Origin of the sequence: Ureibacillus sp. MALMAid1270, assembly GCF_049202975.1 — a bacterium.
In the GTDB taxonomy this organism is placed as follows: domain Bacteria; phylum Bacillota; class Bacilli; order Bacillales_A; family Planococcaceae; genus Ureibacillus.
This window is the reverse complement of record NZ_JBMIRP010000080.1, coordinates 24,788-43,862: the sequence shown is the minus strand read 5'-3', so window position 1 is coordinate 43,862 and position 19,075 is coordinate 24,788. Positions and strand designations below refer to the sequence as shown.

Sequence of the window (19,075 nt, the reverse complement as noted above, 5' to 3'; positions counted from 1 at the left end):
GAACGTGTAAGGAAAATGAACTACGCCAATAGATTAGCAACTTATTAATTCAATTAAACACATTGGTAAGCCGTATGCCTTAATAGGGCACGTACGGTTTGATGAGGGGGTGGCCATGAAAATGGTCACCCTACTCTATATGCCCAACTACCATGAAAACCGAAGGTTCGGCGCGTATTAAGAAAGAGAGATCAAATGAAAATCAAAGGTTTTTTAATAAAAAACTAGATTGAAAACTATTGGCAAAAATATCAATTATATTAAAAGATATAGAAATTATTATCAAATTAGAAATAAAAATCCTCAAATTATAGAATTCATAAAATTCCAATTATACCCAAATGTACAACTAAATAATATTTTTTAATAATTAATATTATCGAAATAGGTGAATATACTCATGAACTAAATAGTATTATAGGAAAAAATCTTATAATATTTACTAACGTTTTATTAACTTTCAACAATAAATATATTTTGCGAACATAATTATCTAAGATTGATATTGATTTAATCAATTAATTAAATTATCATAAAATTATAAAGTATTTTAATAATTTTATAAAAAAATTATTAAAATATTATTAATTTTAGGGGGATAATATATATGAAGAAGTATTTATTGTTATTCGTTGTAGCAGTATTCTCTGTAGTATTAGCTGCATGTGGTTCAGGGGACAAAGCGGAAAATGCAAGCGATTCAGGTAAACCAGTATATAAAGTAGGAATTGATACGACATATCCACCATTCGAATATGAAGTTGATGGTAAATATGTAGGTATAGATGTAGATTTAATTAATGCGATCGCAGAAGATCAAGGTTTTGAAGTACAATTAGAAGCTATGGACTTCAAAGGTATTATACCAGCGTTACAAGCAGGTCAATTAGATATTGCTATGGGTGGTATGAGTATTACGGAAGAACGTAAAAAAGTAGTAGATTTTACAGACCCATATTTTGATGCAGGTGTTTCACTTGTAGTAAGCAAAGACAACGCAGAAATCAAATCAGTAGAAGACTTAAAAGGTAAAAAAGTTGCTGTTAAAAAAGGTACAGTTGGAGCAAAGTATGCTGATTCAATCGTAGGTGATATCGGTTTTGAAATTGTACAATTTGATGATAGCCCATCAATGTTCTTAGAAGTTCAAAATGGTAATGCAGCTGCTTTATTTGAAGACTACCCTGTAATTTCTTATGCAATTGCTCAGCAAGATCTAGGATTACAAGTTGTAGGTGACCGTCTAAACGATGACCAATATGGTATTGGTGTATTAAAAGGTCAAAATCAAGAAGTACTTGAGAAAATTAACCAAGGCTTAAAGAACTTAAAAGAAAACGGTAAATATCAAGAAATCATAGATAAATATTTAGCAAACTAAAAAAATAGCACGCTTATGCGTGCTACTTTTTTCAATAGGAGTGTGATTACATGGAAGCAGCAATTAATGCATTACCTTTCTTAATGCAGGGATTAGCCACTACATTATACATATTTGGTGTTGCGATCATAATGGGTTTTATTATTGGTCTAGTTGTAGCATTAATGCGATTAACTCATATTAAACCTCTACAATGGATTGCCAAAATTTATGTAGATATTATTCGTGGTACACCTTTATTAGTTCAAATCTTCTTTATTTACTTTGGATTAAACTCATTAAACTTTATCAGTTTAGATAGAGAAGTCGCAGGGATTATCACTATAGCATTAAATGCAGGGGCATATTTATCAGAAAATATTCGTGCAGGTATTCAATCAATTGACAAAGGTCAAACAGAAGCGTCACGTTCTTTAGGATTTTCAGGCGGACAAACAATGCGCTATATTATCCTTCCTCAAGCATTAAGAAGAATGTTACCGACATTTACAAACCAAGCGATTATTACTTTGAAAGATACTTCATTATTATCAGTAATTGGAATTGCGGACTTAACTCAACGAGGTGAAGTACAAGCATCTGCTACATTTGAATCTTTTGCAATGTGGACGACTGTTGGTATTATCTATTTCATCGTTATTTACATTTTAACATTGGTTAGTAACCTCATTGAAAGGAGATATAAATTACGATGAGTATTGTTCAAGTAAAGAATCTAAAGAAACATTATGGAAAAGTGGAAGTACTGAAAGATATTTCTGTTGAAATAGCTGAAAAAGAAGTAGTATGTGTAATCGGCCCTTCTGGATCAGGTAAAAGTACATTTTTACGTTGTTTAAATCGTTTAGAAGAAATTACTTCTGGTACGATAGTAGTGAACGGTCACGAAATGACAGACAAAAACTCAGATATTAATAAATTCCGACAAGAAGTAGGAATGGTTTTCCAACAGTTTAATTTATTTCCTCATAAAAGCGTTTTACAAAACATTACATTAGGGCCAATAAAGTTAAAAAAGAAATCTAAAGAAGAAGCTGAAAAATTAGCAATGTCTTTACTTGAAAAAGTTGGACTTAAAGAAAAAGCTAATTCATATCCAAGTGAGTTATCTGGTGGTCAACAACAACGTGTAGCTATTGCAAGAGCACTAGCAATGGAACCTAAAATAATGTTATTTGACGAACCAACATCTGCATTAGACCCTGAGATGGTTGGAGACGTTTTAAACGTTATGAAAGAACTTGCAAATGAAGGTATGACCATGGTAATTGTAACGCATGAAATGGGATTTGCTCGTGACGTATCTGATCGCGTAATTTTCATGGATGGTGGATACATCGTGGAAGAGGGAGACCCTAAAGAACTGTTTTCTAATCCAAAACATGATCGTACACGTAGCTTCTTAAGTAAGGTATTACAGAATAATAATTAATAGTTAGTTTATGTATTACTAAAAGAGTCAGTCAGACATCTATGTATTTTGCACCGCTATCTTTAGTGGTGTTTTTTTATTTTTATTTCAATAAAATTGGTACAATGAAGTGTAAGATAAGGTTAATAAAAAATGGTAAAAACACCATTGAATTATGAATCTTCAATTGTTATAATTAGTATATTCACTAAATATTGGTCCCGTGGTGTAGCGGTTAACATGCCTGCCTGTCACGCAGGAGATCGCCGGTTCGATCCCGGTCGGGACCGCCATATTTGTACAATGATGAATCCTTTAGCAAAGAATTAACTTTTGCGAAAGGCTTTTTTTATTTCATAAAAATACTTCTACACTTCTAATTATTAAGAATGTGTGACTTACTCATGAGAGCGGAGAGTTATCAGTATAATGATAATGCCAAAACTTACATGAGGTGTGGTAAAAACTGTTTAAAATTATAAAATTACGACAAAAAATCACTATTTTAATTATTCTTGTCGTAGTAAATCTATTGTTGTTTTTGACTCCTTTAACTTATGAAATCAATAAATATTACTATATTGAAGAAACAAATAATTATAGATGGCAAAAGTTTATGAATGAAGAAGAGTTTCTTCAACTTGAAAAGGGAATGACCTATATGGATGTAGTGAAGATTGCCAAAGGTAGGGGAGAGAGACTGACGGATTATTCATATCTTTGGTATGATGAGTTACTGTTGACTAAGCAATATATTATTACATTTGAGGACGATCAATTAGTTGGAAAGTTTATGTACTTGAAGTATCAGTTTGAATAGTTGAATTCTTGCTATTACCGGGCTCTAATTTTTAGAGTCCGCTTTCTTTTATTTTCAGTTTAAGTAATTCTTTTTGAACATATGACAAGTATTAGGTAAACTAAAGATAATGTACTTTTCGAAAGAGGATTATAATATGGTGTATGAAATAAATATCACATCTTTAGAAGAAACAAACCAACTTGCTAAAAATCTTGCAAAATTGTTAGAACCTCAAGACACAATTACTCTTGAGGGAGATTTAGGTGCAGGAAAAACCACTTTTACACAAGCACTTGCAAAAGGGTTAGATATTAAAAGAACTGTAAATAGCCCAACATTTACGATTATTAAACAATATCAAGGAAGACTTCCTTTTAATCATTTAGATGTCTACCGTTTAGCTGAAAGCGATGAAGACTTAGGTTGGGACGAGATTTTTTATGGTGAAGGTGTTTCTGTAGTTGAGTGGGCACATCTTATCGATGAATATTTACCAGATGAACGATTAGAAATAGAAATAAAACGAATTGATGAAAACAACCGAAAATTCATATTAAAACCAATTGGTAGAAGATATGAAGAGTTGTGTAAGGAGTTATTAAAATGATTTGGCTTGGAATTGAAACGTCCAATTCACCACTTTCTGTAGCCATTGTAAAGGATGGCCAAACTTTAGTGGAGATTGTACAAAATAATAAATTAACCCATTCTGTTACAACTATGCCGGTTATTGAAGAGCTACTTACGAAAGCAAATTTAAAGCCAAATGACATCGATGCCATTGCTGTATCTGAAGGACCTGGATCCTACACTGGTATAAGAATTGGTGTAACGATTGCTAAAACACTAGCATGGACTTTAAATAAGCCGCTTGTTGGAGTATCTAGCTTAAAAGTAATTGCTTCAAATGCAAATCTTTTTAATGGATTAGTTTGTTCATTATTTGATGCTAGAAGACAAAATGCATATGTTGGGGTCTATAAAGGACTTGAACTTGAACCTGTTATAAAAGACAATCACTGCTCCATGAACGATTTTTTAGCCCAATTAAAAGAGTATGATGAACCGGTTATGTTTGTAGGACAAGATGTATCAAATTTTGAGGCATTAATTGTTGGTGAGTTAGGTGAAAGAGCGGTATTTGCACCAACTTCACTGCATCTCCCTAGAGCTTCAAAACTAATTGAAATTGCGATAAAAGAATCAAATACTTCAGTAGAAGATGTTCATACTTTTGTTCCGACGTATCATCGTCTTGCTCAAGCAGAAGCTGAATGGATTAAGGGACAGAAGAAGGAGTAAGAAGAATGATTCATTATCGAAAAATGACAGTAGAAGATGTTCCAGCTGTCTATGAAATTGAAGTGGCATCGTTTCCTGCTCCTTGGACATTAGACTCCTTTTACTATGAAATGACTGAAAATAACTTCGCACATTATGTTGTTGCGGAAGATGAATTAGGTAATATAGTGGGATTCTGTGGTATATGGATTGTCATTGACTCTGCTCAGATCACAAATGTTGCGGTTTCAGAATCTGTTCGTGGTCAAGGCATTGGAGAAGGTTTAATGCGAGAAGCAATGAAACTTGCCAAAGAACATAATGCAGATGTCATGAGTTTAGAAGTTAGAGTTTCAAATAGTATAGCTCAAAATTTATATCGTAAATTAGGATTCCAAGATGGAGGCATTCGTAAAGGTTATTATACTGATAATCTAGAAGATGCGCTTGTAATGTGGGTGAATTTATAATGGAAAATCAAAGTATTGTTTTAGCAATAGAGACAAGTTGTGATGAAACAGCGGCTTCGATTATTCGAAATGGAAGTGAAATTATTTCCAATGTCGTATCATCACAAATTGAAAGTCAAACACGTTTTGGCGGAGTAGTGCCAGAAATTGCTTCACGTCATCATGTTGAAAAGATAACGTTAGTCATTGAAAAAGCTTTAAAAGATGCTAATTTAGAGCCACAAGATTTAGACGCAGTTGCCGTTACGGAAGGACCGGGACTTGTTGGCGCTTTATTAATAGGTATAAATGCAGCGAAAGCATTTGCTTTTGCTAATGAATTACCGATTATTGGTGTTCATCACATTGCCGGTCATATATATGCAAATGCACTTGTTCAAAAAATGGAGTTCCCATTATTAGCATTAGTTGTATCTGGTGGACATACTGAACTTGTATTAATGAAGGAACATGGACACTTTGAAGTAATTGGTGAGACACGTGACGATGCGGCAGGGGAAGCATACGATAAAGTTGCAAGAGTATTAAATCTCCCATATCCAGGTGGCCCACATATTGATCGACTTGCCCATGAAGCAAGTGAAGGTGTAGAGTTTCCACGTGCATGGCTTGATGACTCCTATGACTTTAGCTTCAGTGGTCTAAAATCAGCGGTTATTAATTATAAACACAATATGGACCAACGCGGAGAAGAAGTTGTTCCTGCAAAAGTTGCAAAAGGCTTCCAAGATAGTGTAGTGGAAGTATTAACAACGAAAACAGTTCGTGCAGCTAGAGAATACAAAGTAAAACAGGTAATAGCTGCAGGGGGAGTTTCAGCAAATAAAGGATTGCGTTCAAGTTTGGAACAAGCATTTGCGAAAGAAGGAATTCCTTTCTACGTACCACCGTTAAACTTATGCACAGATAACGCAGCAATGATTGGTGCTGCTGGTTCATATATGTACTTAGCAGGTGTTAGAGGCAACTTATCAATGAACGGCAATCCAGGTATGGAATTAAAAAGTTGGAATCAATAAGAGATAAAATTGCTTCAAAATTTAGTGCCATTTGGAAGACAAATTGTTTTTTCGAATGGTGCTATTTTTATGTTCTCACATTTGTGAATAGGAGATCACGGATCATCCACACCACTGGTTTACCAATAATTTGGCTAATTTTGTTGAAAAAATCTCTTTTATTAAAATTTCTTATTTTAGTTTTATTTTTCTGAAAACTTATCCACAAGTAATCAAAATTATAATAAAAAAGTCAATGCGAACATCCGTACTTATGCACAAACTGTGCATAAGTTGTGCATAACCTGTGATAAAACTAGATATTGTGGTTGTTTTTTCACAATTGATTGTGGAAAAATGAAAAAATAAATGTGGATAATGTGGAAAACTCTGTTGATATCTTGATATTACTAGGCTGAAGTTGTGAATAAAAATGTGGAAGAAATTTTTCGCAAATTGTCTATTGACCAAGATATATGTATAATATTGTCGAATAATAGAAATAACCTCAAATATATCGATGATTGTTCACTATTGCGGACAAATATCCCCAGTTTAAAAAGAGAAAAAAACCATGCGGGTTGTCCACATGGTTTTAAGAATAAATATCCTCAAGCTCTTCATTCAATTCTAGCCACTGCATTTCAAACTGTTCGTATTCCGATTTTAATTCAGAAAGATTTGTTTGCAGTGATAAAACCTTTTCGTGATCTTGGAAGATATCAGGTTTGCATAGATCTTCTTCTATTTGTTTTATTTGTTCATCTAAAACTGCCATTTCTTGATCAATCTGTTCAATCATTCGACGAATCTGACGTTCTCTCTTTTTCGCTTCCTTATCAATTTGTGATGTGGAAGACTTTGAAGAAGTTTTTTCTTCTATCACATTTGAAGCAGCTGCTTTCATTTGCGCAAGCTCTTCAAGCTCCTGCTTTTTCTCTAAATAATAATCATAATCCCCTAAATATTCAAAAGCACCATTTGAAGATAGTTCAATTACCTTTGTTGCTATACGATTAATGAAATAACGGTCATGGGAAACAAATAGTAAAGTTCCAGGGTAATCAATTAACGCATTTTCCAATACTTCTTTACTATCTAAATCAAGATGGTTTGTTGGTTCATCTAGTACTAATAAATTCCCTTTTTGCATCATTAATTTTGCTAGTGCAAGTCGAGCTTTTTCTCCACCCGATAAGGAGTTAACAGGTTTTGTTACGTCATCACCACTAAACAAAAAGCGGCCAAGAATTGTCCGTATATCTTTTTCGTTCATAAGTGGCCATTCGTCCCATAATTCTTTAAGAACGGATTTATTACCTGTAAGTTTTGCTTGTTCCTGATCGTAATAACTAATTTGTACATTTGTTCCGTAGCGGATATCGCCTTTCATAATAGGCAGATCTTTTACGATAGTTTTTAGTAAGGTGGATTTTCCAACACCATTTGGACCTACAAGCGCTATGCGGTCTTCACGATAAATTCTCATCGAGATATTGTTAGAAATAGTTGTTCCTTTATAACCGATAGATAAATCATCAATTGATAGAACATCATTACCACTCTGTTTTTCTATAGTAAATCCAAATTTGGCAGAACGTTCATCTCCATCTGGGGAGTCCATCCATTCCGTTCGTTCTAACATTTTACGTCTACTTTGTGCCATTTTTGTTGTGGATGCGCGGGCGATATTTTTTTGAATGAAAGCTTCTAACTTTGCTTTCTCGCTTTGCTCTCGCTCATACATTTTTAAATTTCGTTCGTAATTTTTCGCCTTCTCTTCTAAATAAGCACTATAATTTCCTACAAAACGAAATACATGTGTTCTTGAAACTTCATAGACAATCGTAACGAGTTGATCTAAAAAATAACGGTCATGGGAAACGATTAAAATGGCTCCCTCATACCCTTTTAAGTAATTCTCTAACCAAGTCAATGTTTCGATATCTAAATGGTTCGTTGGTTCGTCTAAAATTAATAATTCAGGTTTACTTAACAGTAGTTTTGCTAATGCTAAGCGAGTTCTCTGTCCCCCAGATAAAGAGGCAATTGGTTTGTTGTAGTCTTCAGTAAAGAATTGCATACCATGAAGGACTGATCTTGTATCGGCTTCGTATTGATAGCCTCCCGCGTCTTTAAAATCATGCTGCAATTGATCGTATTCAACCATAATTCGCTGATATAGTTCGTTGTTTTCATATACTGATGGATTAGCCATTTTTGCTTCCAGTTCTCGAAGCCTTTTTTCTTGTTTTTTTAAACCTGAAAAAATGGTCATCATTTCATCCCAAATAGTTAATGTGGAGTTTAGTCCTGTATGTTGCTCTAAATAACCTAATTGAATATCTTTAGGAATAATGATCTCGCCGGAATCATAAGACATCTGGCCAGCGATAATTTTTAATAGAGTCGATTTCCCAGCGCCATTTCGTCCAACTAATGCAACACGATCACGATGTTGAACCTCTAACTTAACGCCGCTTAAAATCTCATCTGTTCCGAAAGATTTATATAATTGATTTACTTGTAAGACAATCATTGTTACACCTCAGTTCACTATCAATAGTGTAAAGGATTGCTTAGGATTCTTGCAATGTGAATGCTTTACTAATTTCAATATGTTTAGTAATATTGAAAAGATTTATTAGTATTACAATGGGGAATTTTATTAATATATATAATAAAATTAATAGCAATCGGCGAATGTATATAAATTGAACGAAATACTGACAGGTAAAAAGTGAGTTTCTCTGGCAGTAGCCCAGTTTCGCCGAGGCGGAATAGAATGGGGGATAGTAAGTGAAACAAGAACTAAAAATACCACAAGCAACAACAAAAAGATTGCCTCTATATTATCGTTTTCTGCAAAATTTGGCGAATGAAGGGAAACGAAGAATTTCTTCACAAGAATTAAGTGAAGCGATGAAAATCGATTCAGCTACAATTCGACGAGATTTTTCATATTTCGGAGCCCTAGGAAAAAAGGGATATGGATATGATGTTTTATACTTACTTGAGTTTTTTAGACAAACTCTAGATCAGGATGAAGGAGCAAATGTAGCGCTAATTGGTGTAGGGAATCTAGGAAATGCCTTTTTGAAATATAATTTCCAAAAAAACCATAATACACGTATTGTTGTGGCATTTGACTCAAAAGCACCTAAAGAAGGATATAAGGTAAATGGGATACCTGTCTATCATCCAGATCGATTGGAAGAAATGTACGAAAAATTTAATGTAGAGTTGGCGATACTGACTGTATCTTCACGTTCAGCTCAAGAAGTAACAGATAGATTAGCAAATATTAATGCTAAAGGAATATTAAACTTCACGCCTGTTCGTCTGAATGTTCCAGATTCTGTGAAGGTCATGAATATTGATTTGTCTGTAGAATTAGAAGCACTAATTTATTTAATTAGGAATAGTTAAGACGAAAAGATTTCACATTAATCTAATAGCATTACATTTTGAATTACGATAAAATGATACATATAATAGGGAGGTTATAATCATGGTAGTGCATTTAAATGCAGTAACACCGTTTGCCATTATCATTATAGCAATCGTAGCATTATTAATATTTGGTCCCAAAAAATTGCCGGAGTTAGGTCGAGCAGTTGGTACTACACTTCGTGAGTTTAAAAAGGGTACTCAAGGTTTAATAGATGATGAAGATAACACGAAAAAAACAGTAATTGATCATAAAGATACAACAGTTCAACAAGCAGAAGTAAAAGATCCAAATAAAGAAGAAAAAGCTAAGTAGTTAAGGATGTCAAATTTATGAATCCAAAAGAATTAACTGTAATTGAACATATAGAGGAATTAAGAAATCGTCTTGTTGTTTGTGCGGTTATTTTTGTATTATCTTTATTCGTTGGGTTCTACTTTGCAGAACCTGTGATTAAATTTATTCAATATAGAAGTATAGAATCAGAGCAATTAACACTAAATGCGTTTAACGTAACAGATCCACTTGCAGTTTATCTTCAAGTGACATTTCTGATTTCACTAGTTATTACATCACCGGTCATTTTATATCAATTATGGGCGTTTATCACACCGGGATTACACGAATCAGAACGAAAAGCAACATTGAAATATATACCTTATGCATTTTTATTATTTATGGGTGGACTAGCGTTTGCCTATTTTGTTCTATTTCCTAGTGTCCTTCAATTTATGATGAATTTGTCAGAAAGGTTAGAAATACAACAAACAATAGGTATAAACGAATATTTCTCTTTTCTATTTAAATTGGTCGTACCTTTTGGGTTTATCTTTGAATTACCTGTTGTTACATTGTTCCTATCACGTTTGGGAGTATTGAACCCTGCACTGATGAGCAAATTCCGAAAATACTCTTATTTTGTATTGTTCGTGATTGCAGTTTTACTAGCACCACCTGATATTGTTTCATACATTTTAATATCAATACCTTTATTTGTTTTATATGAAATCAGTATTATCATTGCACGAATAGGTTATAAAAAATTCCTACAAGCAGAGGAACAAAGGCAACAAGAAGAAAAAGAAGAAAGCCAAAGACAACAAGTTGAAGCTTTACTAGCAGAACAACGACGTCAAATTGAAAATATGAGTAATCAACATCCATAACAAAAAAGTGTAGATAATGTCATTTCTGACTTATCTACACTTTTTTTATGGTAAGAAAGTAATCATCTGTACCTCTTTCATAATCCTCATTAAATCATCATAGAAAATTTGAATTATCGTAACGAAGCTATTTAATAACATATGTGCAATAATCGAGGTAAGTAATCTTTTCGTCTTATAATATAAAAAAGCAAAAATAAAACCACTTACAGTATAAATTAAAATATGTGTAAAATCTCGGTGTATGGCAGCAAAGACAACGGCACTAATAATACCCGCTATCCAAAAATTTTGAGTTTGAATAATGATCGAACCAAAAATTACACGACGGAAAACTAGCTCCTCTAAAATCGGCGCGAATAAAACCGTTGATAACATCATTATAGGGGCTATTTCTGTTACCATAATAATCGTCTCTGTGTTTTGTGATCCAGCCTCAATTCCCAATGCCATTTCAATATTAGCGGCAATGGTTTGTCCAACTAATACTAAGAAGAAACCAATAATTCCCCAACCAACTGTTGCTCCAATTGAAGCTTTCTCACCTTTAAATACATTCCAAAAAGATTTATTACGCTGAATAAACAAATAACTGATGATAAAAGTTATTGCAAATGCGATGGTAGACCACCATGCGACAAGTACAACCATTGATACCGAACTATCACTATCTACAAATTGAAGGAATATATCTCTCACTGCTGGAATAAGTAATAGAAGGCCGGAAAGTTGACATGCAATGTAAAGAAGTAAAATATAAAATGCTGTTGCTTGTGTTTTTGCTGTATTTGAACTACTCAATTAAAAACTCCCTCTTTCTAGATAGCTAAAAACGTTGTTTAAAAGACCGTCGATATAGGTAGAATATTATAGTCTATGCAAAAAGTCTTTCACTCATTTTATATTGTAGATGAAGATGGAAATAATTCAAATTTTTTATGCTTCACACTTGCAAATGAAAAATGAATTGATTATTATAATAATTGTGTTAGCACTCATTTGATGAGAGTGCTAATAAGAATTCAAAAAAATAAAACTAATAATATTCTAGGAGGTTGTTTCACTTGTTAAGACCATTAGGTGATCGTATCATTATCGAACTAGTTGAGGTGGAAGAGAAAACTGCATCAGGACTTGTTCTTCCGGATTCAGCAAAAGAAAAACCATCACAAGGTAAAGTAGTAGCAGTAGGAACTGGTCGTGTACTAGATAACGGCACACGTGTCGAGCTTGAAGTGAAAGAAGGAGATACTATTATCTTCTCTAAATACTCAGGCACAGAAGTGAAATATGAAGGTAACGAATATTTAATTTTACGTGAAAGTGATATTTTAGCTGTTATTGGCTAAAAATTTGAAAATGTAAAAAATACATGTGCGGTTCTACCGCTAAATGCACGATTTAATATGAAATGATAATAAAAATTGGAGGGTACAGTAATGGCAAAAGATATTAAATTCTCAGAAGAAGCACGTGCTTTAATGCTTCAAGGTGTAGATAAATTAGCAAACACTGTAAAAGTAACTCTAGGGCCAAAAGGTCGTAACGTAGTTCTTGAGAAAAAATTCGGATCTCCATTAATTACAAATGACGGTGTAACAATTGCGAAAGAAATCGAATTAGAAAATCCATTTGAAAATATGGGTGCTAAATTAGTAGCTGAAGTTGCATCAAAAACAAATGAAATCGCTGGTGACGGTACAACAACTGCAACAGTTTTAGCTCAAGCGATGATTCGTGAAGGTCTTAAAAATGTTACAGCTGGTGCAAACCCAGTAGGTATCCGTAAAGGTATCGACAAAGCAGTTGCTGCTGCATTAGAAGAATTACAATCTATTTCTCGTCCAGTAGAAAACAAAGAAGCGATTGCACAAGTAGCTGCTATTTCTGCTGCTGATGACGAAATCGGAACATTCATCGCTGATGCTATGGAACGCGTTGGTACTGATGGTGTTATTACAATTGAAGAATCTAAAGGATTCACTACAGAGTTAGATGTAGTAGAAGGTATGCAATTCGACCGTGGATATGTATCTCACTACATGGTAACTGATACAGACAAAATGGAAGCTGTATTAGACAACCCATATATCTTAATTACTGACAAAAAAATCAACAGCATTCAAGAAATTTTACCTCTTCTTGAACAAGTTGTACAACAAGGTCGTCCATTATTAATCATTGCTGAAGATATTGAAGGTGAAGCTTTAGCTACTTTAGTACTTAACAAATTACGCGGTACATTCCAAGTTGTAGCTGTAAAAGCACCTGGATTCGGTGACCGTCGTAAAGCAATGTTAGAAGACGTAGCGATTTTAACAGGTGGTCAAGTTATTACAGCTGACTTAGGTTTAGATCTAAAAACTGCTGATGTTACATCATTAGGCCGTGCAGCTAAAGTAGTTGTTAACAAAGACAACACTACAATCGTTGAAGGTGCTGGAAGCAGCGATGCAATTGAAAGCCGAGTAAACCAAATCCGTTCTCAAATCGCTGAAACTACATCAGAATTCGATAGAGAAAAATTACAAGAGCGCTTAGCGAAATTAGCTGGCGGTGTAGCAGTAATTAAAGTTGGTGCTGCAACTGAAACTGAGTTAAAAGAACGTAAATTACGTATTGAAGACGCATTAAACTCAACTCGTGCTGCAGTTGAAGAAGGTATCGTATCTGGTGGTGGTACTGCACTTCTTAACATCTACGGTGCTGTTGAAAAAGTTTTAAATGAAGTTGACGGTGACGTTGCAACTGGTGTACGTATCGTATTACGTGCTCTTGAAGAACCAGTTCGTCAAATTGCTAACAACGCAGGTCTTGAAGGTTCAATCATCGTAGACCGCTTAAAACGTGAAGAAATCGGTGTAGGTTTCAATGCTGCAACTAGCGAATGGGTAAACATGATCGAGGCTGGTATCGTAGACCCTGCTAAAGTTACACGTTCTGCACTTCAAAACGCTGCATCTGTAGCTGCTTTATTCTTAACTACTGAAGCAGTAGTAGCAGACCTACCAGAGAAAAACGCTCCAGCAATGCCTGACATGAGTGGAATGGGCGGCATGATGTAATAAGCCATCAAATCTTTGATTTGACAGGGTTTGTATCAAAAAAAATCATAGATTAATTCTATTGAAGCTTCTCATAAGTGACTAAAACTTGTGAGGAGCTTCTTTTTTCGTTATGCTATATATTTTCAAAGGTTGTAAAACTATTAGAATAATTAGAGACATAACAACAAAGAGGTGACAACATGAAAGGTCGAACTCATTTAGCAATAGGGTTAGGAATTGGAGCTGTGGCGTCTGTTAATCAATCACTTGAAATGATCCCTGTTATTTTAACAGCAACGGGTGTTGCCTCTCTTGCTCCCGATTTAGACGGTAATAATTTGTTAAATAAACGTGTAACTAAAACAGCTAAACTCATAAAAAAACAAGGGGTTATTGCTGGTGTTGCATTAATAATTTTGTCATTAATTACATATTTATTAGAATTAAATTTTTTGTCTTTCCTAGATGGAGATTGGTTTACTCAACAAAATAAAATACTTCTTTTTATTTTTGGCGCTATTATTCTTGGCCTCTCGTTGAAAAGCCAAGAAACTTTGAAAAATATTCTAATGAGTATCTTAAGTTTATGCCTATTATATTATGCAATAATTGATGAGTTATGGTGGTTAGTTATGTTTGCTTTATACTTAGGGATAGCAGGGTGGTTTCCACATCGAGGGTTAACACATACGATTTGGGCATTGGCTTACTGGTGTTATATGTCATATCTTCTACAAATTAGTACTGGCGTTATCAATTTAGCCCTTATTTCCACGATAGCGTATCTTTCGCATATTGTTGGAGACATGATGACGAAAAAAGGTGTTAAATTTATATATCCACTTGCGAATAAAGTATTCAGATTCCGTTTTTAAATTTTTTGTAATGGGGAATGAAGTGCTAAAAAGTAATTCAATTAACCAATTTTACTCTTAGCATTAACTTGATAGCTTTGCAAAATAAAAAACAAAGCAGCACTACATTATGTATCACTGCTTTGTTTTTTTATAGTTCAACTGAAATCATTAACCATTTTTATTAATGTCTTAGCGCACCATTTGGCTCTGGCAATTCTTCTTTATTAATTTGATTCATTTTACAAAAATGGTTAAAAAAGTTCTGTGCTAGGACTTGTTCCGGTGTGTCACTTTTTAATGAAACAATATCACGTAAAATCTGTGCAATCCATACATTATCAAAATAACGGTATTTCCCTGTATTCCAAGATATTTTTTGAGGAGATTTTTTATCGTGATAATAATTCCAAAATTGCAGTTGATCAGATTCTTGTTCTGATAATTGAATTCTATATTTTGAATGAGCTGGAATATATCCATCTTCACATAACTTACCTATAAAGTCTATATTCACCATAAATATACCTATGATACGCCTGTCTTTTTCGGGCATACTTGAATCTCTGGCTGTCAAAAGGCAGACACTATTTTGATAAAGACGTGTAGGTTTTTTTGGTTGTCCTTTGTTAATACCGCTCTTTATCTCACCAGCAAATACCTTCCACTCCGAAAATACCTTTCTTAACTCTTCCTCCTCACACCAAATAACCATTTGTGATTCAGAATGAAGTATATGGTTTTTCATAAGCTTTTCATATTCCATGCGAAGTTCTTGTTCTTTACGTAGCTGAATTTTTTCGTCTTCTTTTTCCTGTTCTAACTGCTCTAGCTCTAATTCCTTTTCTTGTATGATCTTTTCAAGTGAATTAGCTGCCGTTTTATCATGTAAGATTAAGTATTTTCCAAATGCATCAGGATAGACGAACTTTTTCTTTTCCTTAGCGAAATGTATTTCTATTAGTGAGTCGTTATGTTTAACAATTCTTCCATTGCCAAAACTTTTGTGTGTAACTTCTTTATCGACAAGATTCATTATTTTTTTCCTCCTTGTAATTCTAAAACTTGGTTCGCTTTATTAGATTACTTGTAAATCCCTGCAACTAACTTGCCTACCGAGAGTAGATCACTTAAAGTCTGAGGTAAAAGTTTAAGGAATACCTTGCCTCCAATCTAGTCACTGTTACCGCAGGTGGCTTTCAATATTCAAACTACAGTTCCATTCCTTCTTTTGAATTAGAGAAGGATATAAAAAAACGCATTCAATTCTATCTGCAAAAATTTACATAAGAATTTGAATGCGATGATTAAAGAAGTAGTTGTAATACAATTGTAACATATATTGAAACAAACTACAAATTTAATATTGACAGTAGCTTTTTTATTGATGTAAAATAAAAATTTTATTTAAATTAATTAACTCGAAATTGAGGAGATTGGCTTGAAGATAGCATAATGAAAGAGAATTGCCTGAAGCTTTGGCAATTCTCCTTTATAGGTTTATTTAGTGCAGTTCTACAACGTTCTTTCCTGTAAGTTCGACTGCAAATGTTGTGTTGCATCCTTCTTTTGCAACATACGTACTAACAGATTATTTGAAACGAGTGCAATGATGATTAATGCAGTACCAACTAAATCGAATATTGTTACTTTGTTACCTTGAAAAATTGAAATTGTTAACGTTGTAACAGGAACAAAGTTAATAAACAATAGAGCATTTAATGGTGATAATAAGCTCACACCAATATTCCAACCAAGTAAAGCAATTACACCAGGGAAAATAATCATAAACAATAAATGCGGACTAACTGTGATTATTGCTTCTGTTGATGGAACGGGTACATAACCAAATAATGACGATGCAATTGTTAAGACAATTGCGGTAGTAGTACCAAGCAAACAACTTAATGTTGAATAGCGTAGAGCAGACCAACCATTAAACTCGCTACCACCCATAGTATAAATAACCCATCCAATGACAGCTATTAAGATAAGCATAGTAGGAATAAACTGATCTGTAGCACTTAAAAACGTTTTAAAATCCCCTTTAGTAATTACTAAAATAGCTCCAACGAATGATACAAGAACACATAATAACGTAAATAGATGTGGTCGGTCTTTAAATATCATCCATACAATAATGATTGATATCATAGGCATTAGCGATTCCATAATGGAGGCTATCATAATCCCTGATTCACCTAAAATATCTTCTCCCCAGAAGATAAATAGATTATAAACAGTGAAAGCCATTGTTCCGAAGAACCATAAGTGGACGCCTCTTCCTTCAAATTGGAATGCCTGTTTTCCTTCTTTCCATAGAAGAATAGTAGCTAAAATAACTGTTACTGATCCATATCGAAAAACTGTAAAATAAAATGGATCAATATGTTTAAAAGCATCATGTGCTACTGGAAACATTGCACCCCAAGAAACCGCAGCAACCAAACATAAAACTGCTCCTAAAAGCACATTATTTTTCATTTTTCTCCAATACCCCTTATTCATTTACTCACACATCATCATATAACTATTTAAATATCACGTAAAACGAATAATATTAAAGATTAATATCAATATTTTTGATATCATAGATACGGATAATTATAAATTGGAGGGTAAGGGAGATGGAGTTTAAGGATTTAGAAATTTTTCAAATGGTAGCCGAAAAGGGAACCGTTTCAGAAGTGGCAAAAGAATTTAATTATGTTCAGTCAAACATTACGTCGAGAATTCAGAAACTTGAATCTGAATTGAATACCCCTTTATTTAACCGTCATCGACGAGGGATGACGTTGACACCTGAAGGGAAAAAACTACTGTCTTATAGTAAAAAGATTTTGTCTTTAACGATGGAAATGAAAAAAGCCGTTCAAAATAAAAATGAACCTTCTGGTAAATTGGAAATTGGTACTGTTGAAACGGTTTATCACTTACCGAAAATATTGTCTACCTACATAAAAAAATACAAAAATGTTGATTTATCGTTATTTACTGGAGTAACGGAAACACTAGTAGAAGAAGTATTAAATCATAAATTGGATGGAGCATTTGTAACAGCATCTGACTTACATCCAGATCTTGTTTCCCATGAAGTGTTTAATGAGGAGCTTGTCTTAATCTCAGATATGCGCAATAACACATTAGATGAATTAAAAGATGAGCCATTCCTCTGTTTTAGTGAAGGGTGTGGGTACCGTGCTCGTCTAGAAACATGGTATAAAGATCAAAATGTAGTACCTCGAAAAGTGTTGGAGTTCGGTACGTTAGAAACGATATTACGAAGTGTTTCCATGGGACTTGGTGTTTCGTTTGTTCCTCGATCATCAGTTATTCATATGGAAAAAAGTGAACTCATTAAATGTCATACACTTCCTGATAAATACAGCAAGGTTAAAACTGTATTTATTAGAAGAGCTGATTCCTTCTTAACTTCAACTATTGAAAAATTTATTGAGACGATCGAATCGAGCAAGGAAATAGACTTTATCTATAATGAAGCATAAAATAACATGTTTGCAATGATTCTGGGGTGAGTAGATGGATCAGACCTTTACTGATTTTCATATATCTTTAAGAGAAATACAGTTTTTATCTCCAAGAGTAAATCGAGGCTTAGAGATTATCTTTGTTATTAATGGAGTCTTTTTTGTTCCCCATATTCAGACAACAAGAAGTGACTTATGGGATTGTATGAAGGATTAATAATTGGAAAACCTAAGCATGAACCAAAAGTGAAAGGAGTAAATAAGAATGCAATATACAAGAGCATTTTTGATTAAACTAGCCGTAACAGTAGGTGTTTTATTTATAGTATTAGGATTATTTTTTGATGTTTCGTTTACAGATATCCTAATTATCGGGATTGTTTTAACAATCCTTGCATTTGTAGGAGATTTAACTGTATTACCTAAAGTAGGTAATATGATTGCGGCAACTGGTGATCTTATTCTTGCCTTCTTAGTTGTATGGGTATTGGGTTCGTATTTATTTGATGCAGAAACTTCGTTATTGTCCACTTCATTATTATCTTCCCTCTTTATAGGGGCAGGGGAGCTATATTATCATCGTTATTTAAGAGATCATGTGTTTGAAAATGTAGACTTTCCAAATAATAACTCACGTGTACATCATAAATTACAAACTGAGTTTGCTGAGGATTTCGATAAAGATATTCAATCTAGAAAAAAAGATGAAAACCAATGAACAATAAA

Annotated in this window: 20 protein-coding genes and 1 tRNA gene; 17 read left to right on the top strand and 4 right to left on the bottom strand. The window is 33.7% G+C overall.

Annotated elements, in window-relative coordinates:
* Positions 1–607: 607 nt before the first annotated feature.
* The 9 genes from ACOQFO_RS10720 to tsaD all read left to right on the top strand — a co-directional run bounded on the left by ACOQFO_RS10720 (position 608) and on the right by tsaD (position 6,364).
* Complete coding sequence (locus ACOQFO_RS10720) at positions 608–1,381, top strand: transporter substrate-binding domain-containing protein (protein ID WP_421689661.1); 774 nt, start codon at positions 608–610, stop codon at positions 1,379–1,381.
* A gap of 50 nt (positions 1,382–1,431) precedes the next feature.
* A complete protein-coding gene (locus ACOQFO_RS10715; protein WP_421689660.1) occupies positions 1,432–2,076 on the top strand; it encodes an amino acid ABC transporter permease in 645 nt (214 codons plus the stop codon).
* Complete coding sequence (locus tag ACOQFO_RS10710) at positions 2,073–2,813, top strand: amino acid ABC transporter ATP-binding protein (RefSeq protein ID WP_421689659.1); 741 nt, start codon at positions 2,073–2,075, stop codon at positions 2,811–2,813. Before ACOQFO_RS10715 ends, ACOQFO_RS10710 begins: the two co-directional genes overlap by 4 nt.
* A 196-nt stretch (positions 2,814–3,009) precedes the next feature.
* Positions 3,010–3,085: transfer RNA gene (locus tag ACOQFO_RS10705), tRNA-Asp, on the top strand.
* A 239-nt stretch (positions 3,086–3,324) separates the two neighbouring features.
* On the top strand, positions 3,325–3,612 hold the full coding sequence (locus ACOQFO_RS10700; protein ID WP_421689658.1) for a hypothetical protein: 288 nt from the start codon (positions 3,325–3,327) through the stop codon (positions 3,610–3,612).
* Between the two features lie 136 nt (positions 3,613–3,748).
* On the top strand, positions 3,749–4,201 hold the full coding sequence (gene tsaE / locus ACOQFO_RS10695; RefSeq protein ID WP_421689657.1) for a tRNA (adenosine(37)-N6)-threonylcarbamoyltransferase complex ATPase subunit type 1 TsaE: 453 nt from the start codon (positions 3,749–3,751) through the stop codon (positions 4,199–4,201).
* The gene (gene tsaB, locus ACOQFO_RS10690) at positions 4,198–4,896 is read left to right on the top strand and encodes a tRNA (adenosine(37)-N6)-threonylcarbamoyltransferase complex dimerization subunit type 1 TsaB (protein ID WP_421689656.1); all 699 of its coding nucleotides are present in this window, start codon (positions 4,198–4,200) and stop codon (positions 4,894–4,896) included. The genes tsaE and tsaB overlap by 4 nt, the downstream gene beginning before the upstream one ends.
* A gap of 5 nt (positions 4,897–4,901) precedes the next feature.
* Entirely contained in the window at positions 4,902–5,345 is a 444-nt protein-coding gene (gene rimI / locus ACOQFO_RS10685) for a ribosomal protein S18-alanine N-acetyltransferase (RefSeq protein WP_421689655.1), read from the top strand.
* Positions 5,345–6,364, top strand: a complete 1,020-nt coding sequence (gene tsaD / locus ACOQFO_RS10680; RefSeq protein WP_421689654.1) for a tRNA (adenosine(37)-N6)-threonylcarbamoyltransferase complex transferase subunit TsaD — start codon at positions 5,345–5,347, stop codon at positions 6,362–6,364. Before rimI ends, tsaD begins: the two co-directional genes overlap by 1 nt.
* Before the next feature lie 574 nt (positions 6,365–6,938).
* On the opposite strand, the gene ACOQFO_RS10675 is transcribed toward tsaD, so the two are convergent.
* Positions 6,939–8,882, bottom strand: a complete 1,944-nt coding sequence (locus ACOQFO_RS10675; RefSeq protein ID WP_421689653.1) for an ATP-binding cassette domain-containing protein — start codon at positions 8,880–8,882, stop codon at positions 6,939–6,941.
* 260 nt (positions 8,883–9,142) lie between these two features.
* Between ACOQFO_RS10675 and ACOQFO_RS10670 the strand changes: the two genes are divergently transcribed.
* The 3 genes from ACOQFO_RS10670 to tatC all read left to right on the top strand — a co-directional run bounded on the left by ACOQFO_RS10670 (position 9,143) and on the right by tatC (position 10,960).
* Positions 9,143–9,772: a redox-sensing transcriptional repressor Rex gene (locus ACOQFO_RS10670; RefSeq protein ID WP_421689652.1), complete on the top strand. Its 630-nt coding sequence runs from the start codon at positions 9,143–9,145 to the stop codon at positions 9,770–9,772.
* A gap of 82 nt (positions 9,773–9,854) precedes the next feature.
* Positions 9,855–10,109, top strand: coding sequence for a twin-arginine translocase TatA/TatE family subunit (tatA, locus tag ACOQFO_RS10665; RefSeq protein ID WP_421689651.1), 255 nt, complete (start codon positions 9,855–9,857; stop codon positions 10,107–10,109).
* 17 nt (positions 10,110–10,126) lie between these two features.
* The gene (gene tatC / locus ACOQFO_RS10660) at positions 10,127–10,960 is read left to right on the top strand and encodes a twin-arginine translocase subunit TatC (protein ID WP_421689650.1); all 834 of its coding nucleotides are present in this window, start codon (positions 10,127–10,129) and stop codon (positions 10,958–10,960) included.
* Positions 10,961–11,005: 45 nt separating this feature from the next.
* On the opposite strand, the gene ACOQFO_RS10655 is transcribed toward tatC, so the two are convergent.
* Positions 11,006–11,761, bottom strand: a complete 756-nt coding sequence (locus tag ACOQFO_RS10655; protein WP_421689649.1) for a CPBP family intramembrane glutamic endopeptidase — start codon at positions 11,759–11,761, stop codon at positions 11,006–11,008.
* A gap of 263 nt (positions 11,762–12,024) precedes the next feature.
* On the opposite strand from ACOQFO_RS10655, the gene groES reads away from it, so the two are divergent.
* From groES to ACOQFO_RS10640, 3 genes are all read left to right on the top strand, one after another.
* Positions 12,025–12,309, top strand: a complete 285-nt coding sequence (gene groES, locus ACOQFO_RS10650) for a co-chaperone GroES (protein WP_036188883.1) — start codon at positions 12,025–12,027, stop codon at positions 12,307–12,309.
* A gap of 90 nt (positions 12,310–12,399) precedes the next feature.
* A complete protein-coding gene (groL, locus tag ACOQFO_RS10645; RefSeq protein WP_421689648.1) occupies positions 12,400–14,025 on the top strand; it encodes a chaperonin GroEL in 1,626 nt (541 codons plus the stop codon).
* A 182-nt stretch (positions 14,026–14,207) separates the two neighbouring features.
* Positions 14,208–14,882: a metal-dependent hydrolase gene (locus ACOQFO_RS10640; protein ID WP_421689647.1), complete on the top strand. Its 675-nt coding sequence runs from the start codon at positions 14,208–14,210 to the stop codon at positions 14,880–14,882.
* A 163-nt stretch (positions 14,883–15,045) separates the two neighbouring features.
* Here the strand turns inward: ACOQFO_RS10640 and ACOQFO_RS10635 are convergent, their stop codons facing one another.
* On the bottom strand, positions 15,046–15,897 hold the full coding sequence (locus tag ACOQFO_RS10635; RefSeq protein ID WP_421689646.1) for a malate synthase: 852 nt from the start codon (positions 15,895–15,897) through the stop codon (positions 15,046–15,048).
* A gap of 479 nt (positions 15,898–16,376) precedes the next feature.
* Complete coding sequence (locus tag ACOQFO_RS10630) at positions 16,377–17,345, bottom strand: DMT family transporter (RefSeq protein WP_421689645.1); 969 nt, start codon at positions 17,343–17,345, stop codon at positions 16,377–16,379.
* A gap of 143 nt (positions 17,346–17,488) precedes the next feature.
* On the opposite strand from ACOQFO_RS10630, the gene ACOQFO_RS10625 reads away from it, so the two are divergent.
* Complete coding sequence (locus ACOQFO_RS10625) at positions 17,489–18,367, top strand: LysR family transcriptional regulator (RefSeq protein WP_421689644.1); 879 nt, start codon at positions 17,489–17,491, stop codon at positions 18,365–18,367.
* 247 nt (positions 18,368–18,614) lie between these two features.
* On the top strand, positions 18,615–19,067 hold the full coding sequence (locus ACOQFO_RS10620) for a YndM family protein (protein WP_421689643.1): 453 nt from the start codon (positions 18,615–18,617) through the stop codon (positions 19,065–19,067).
* Positions 19,068–19,075: the final 8 nt, after the last annotated feature.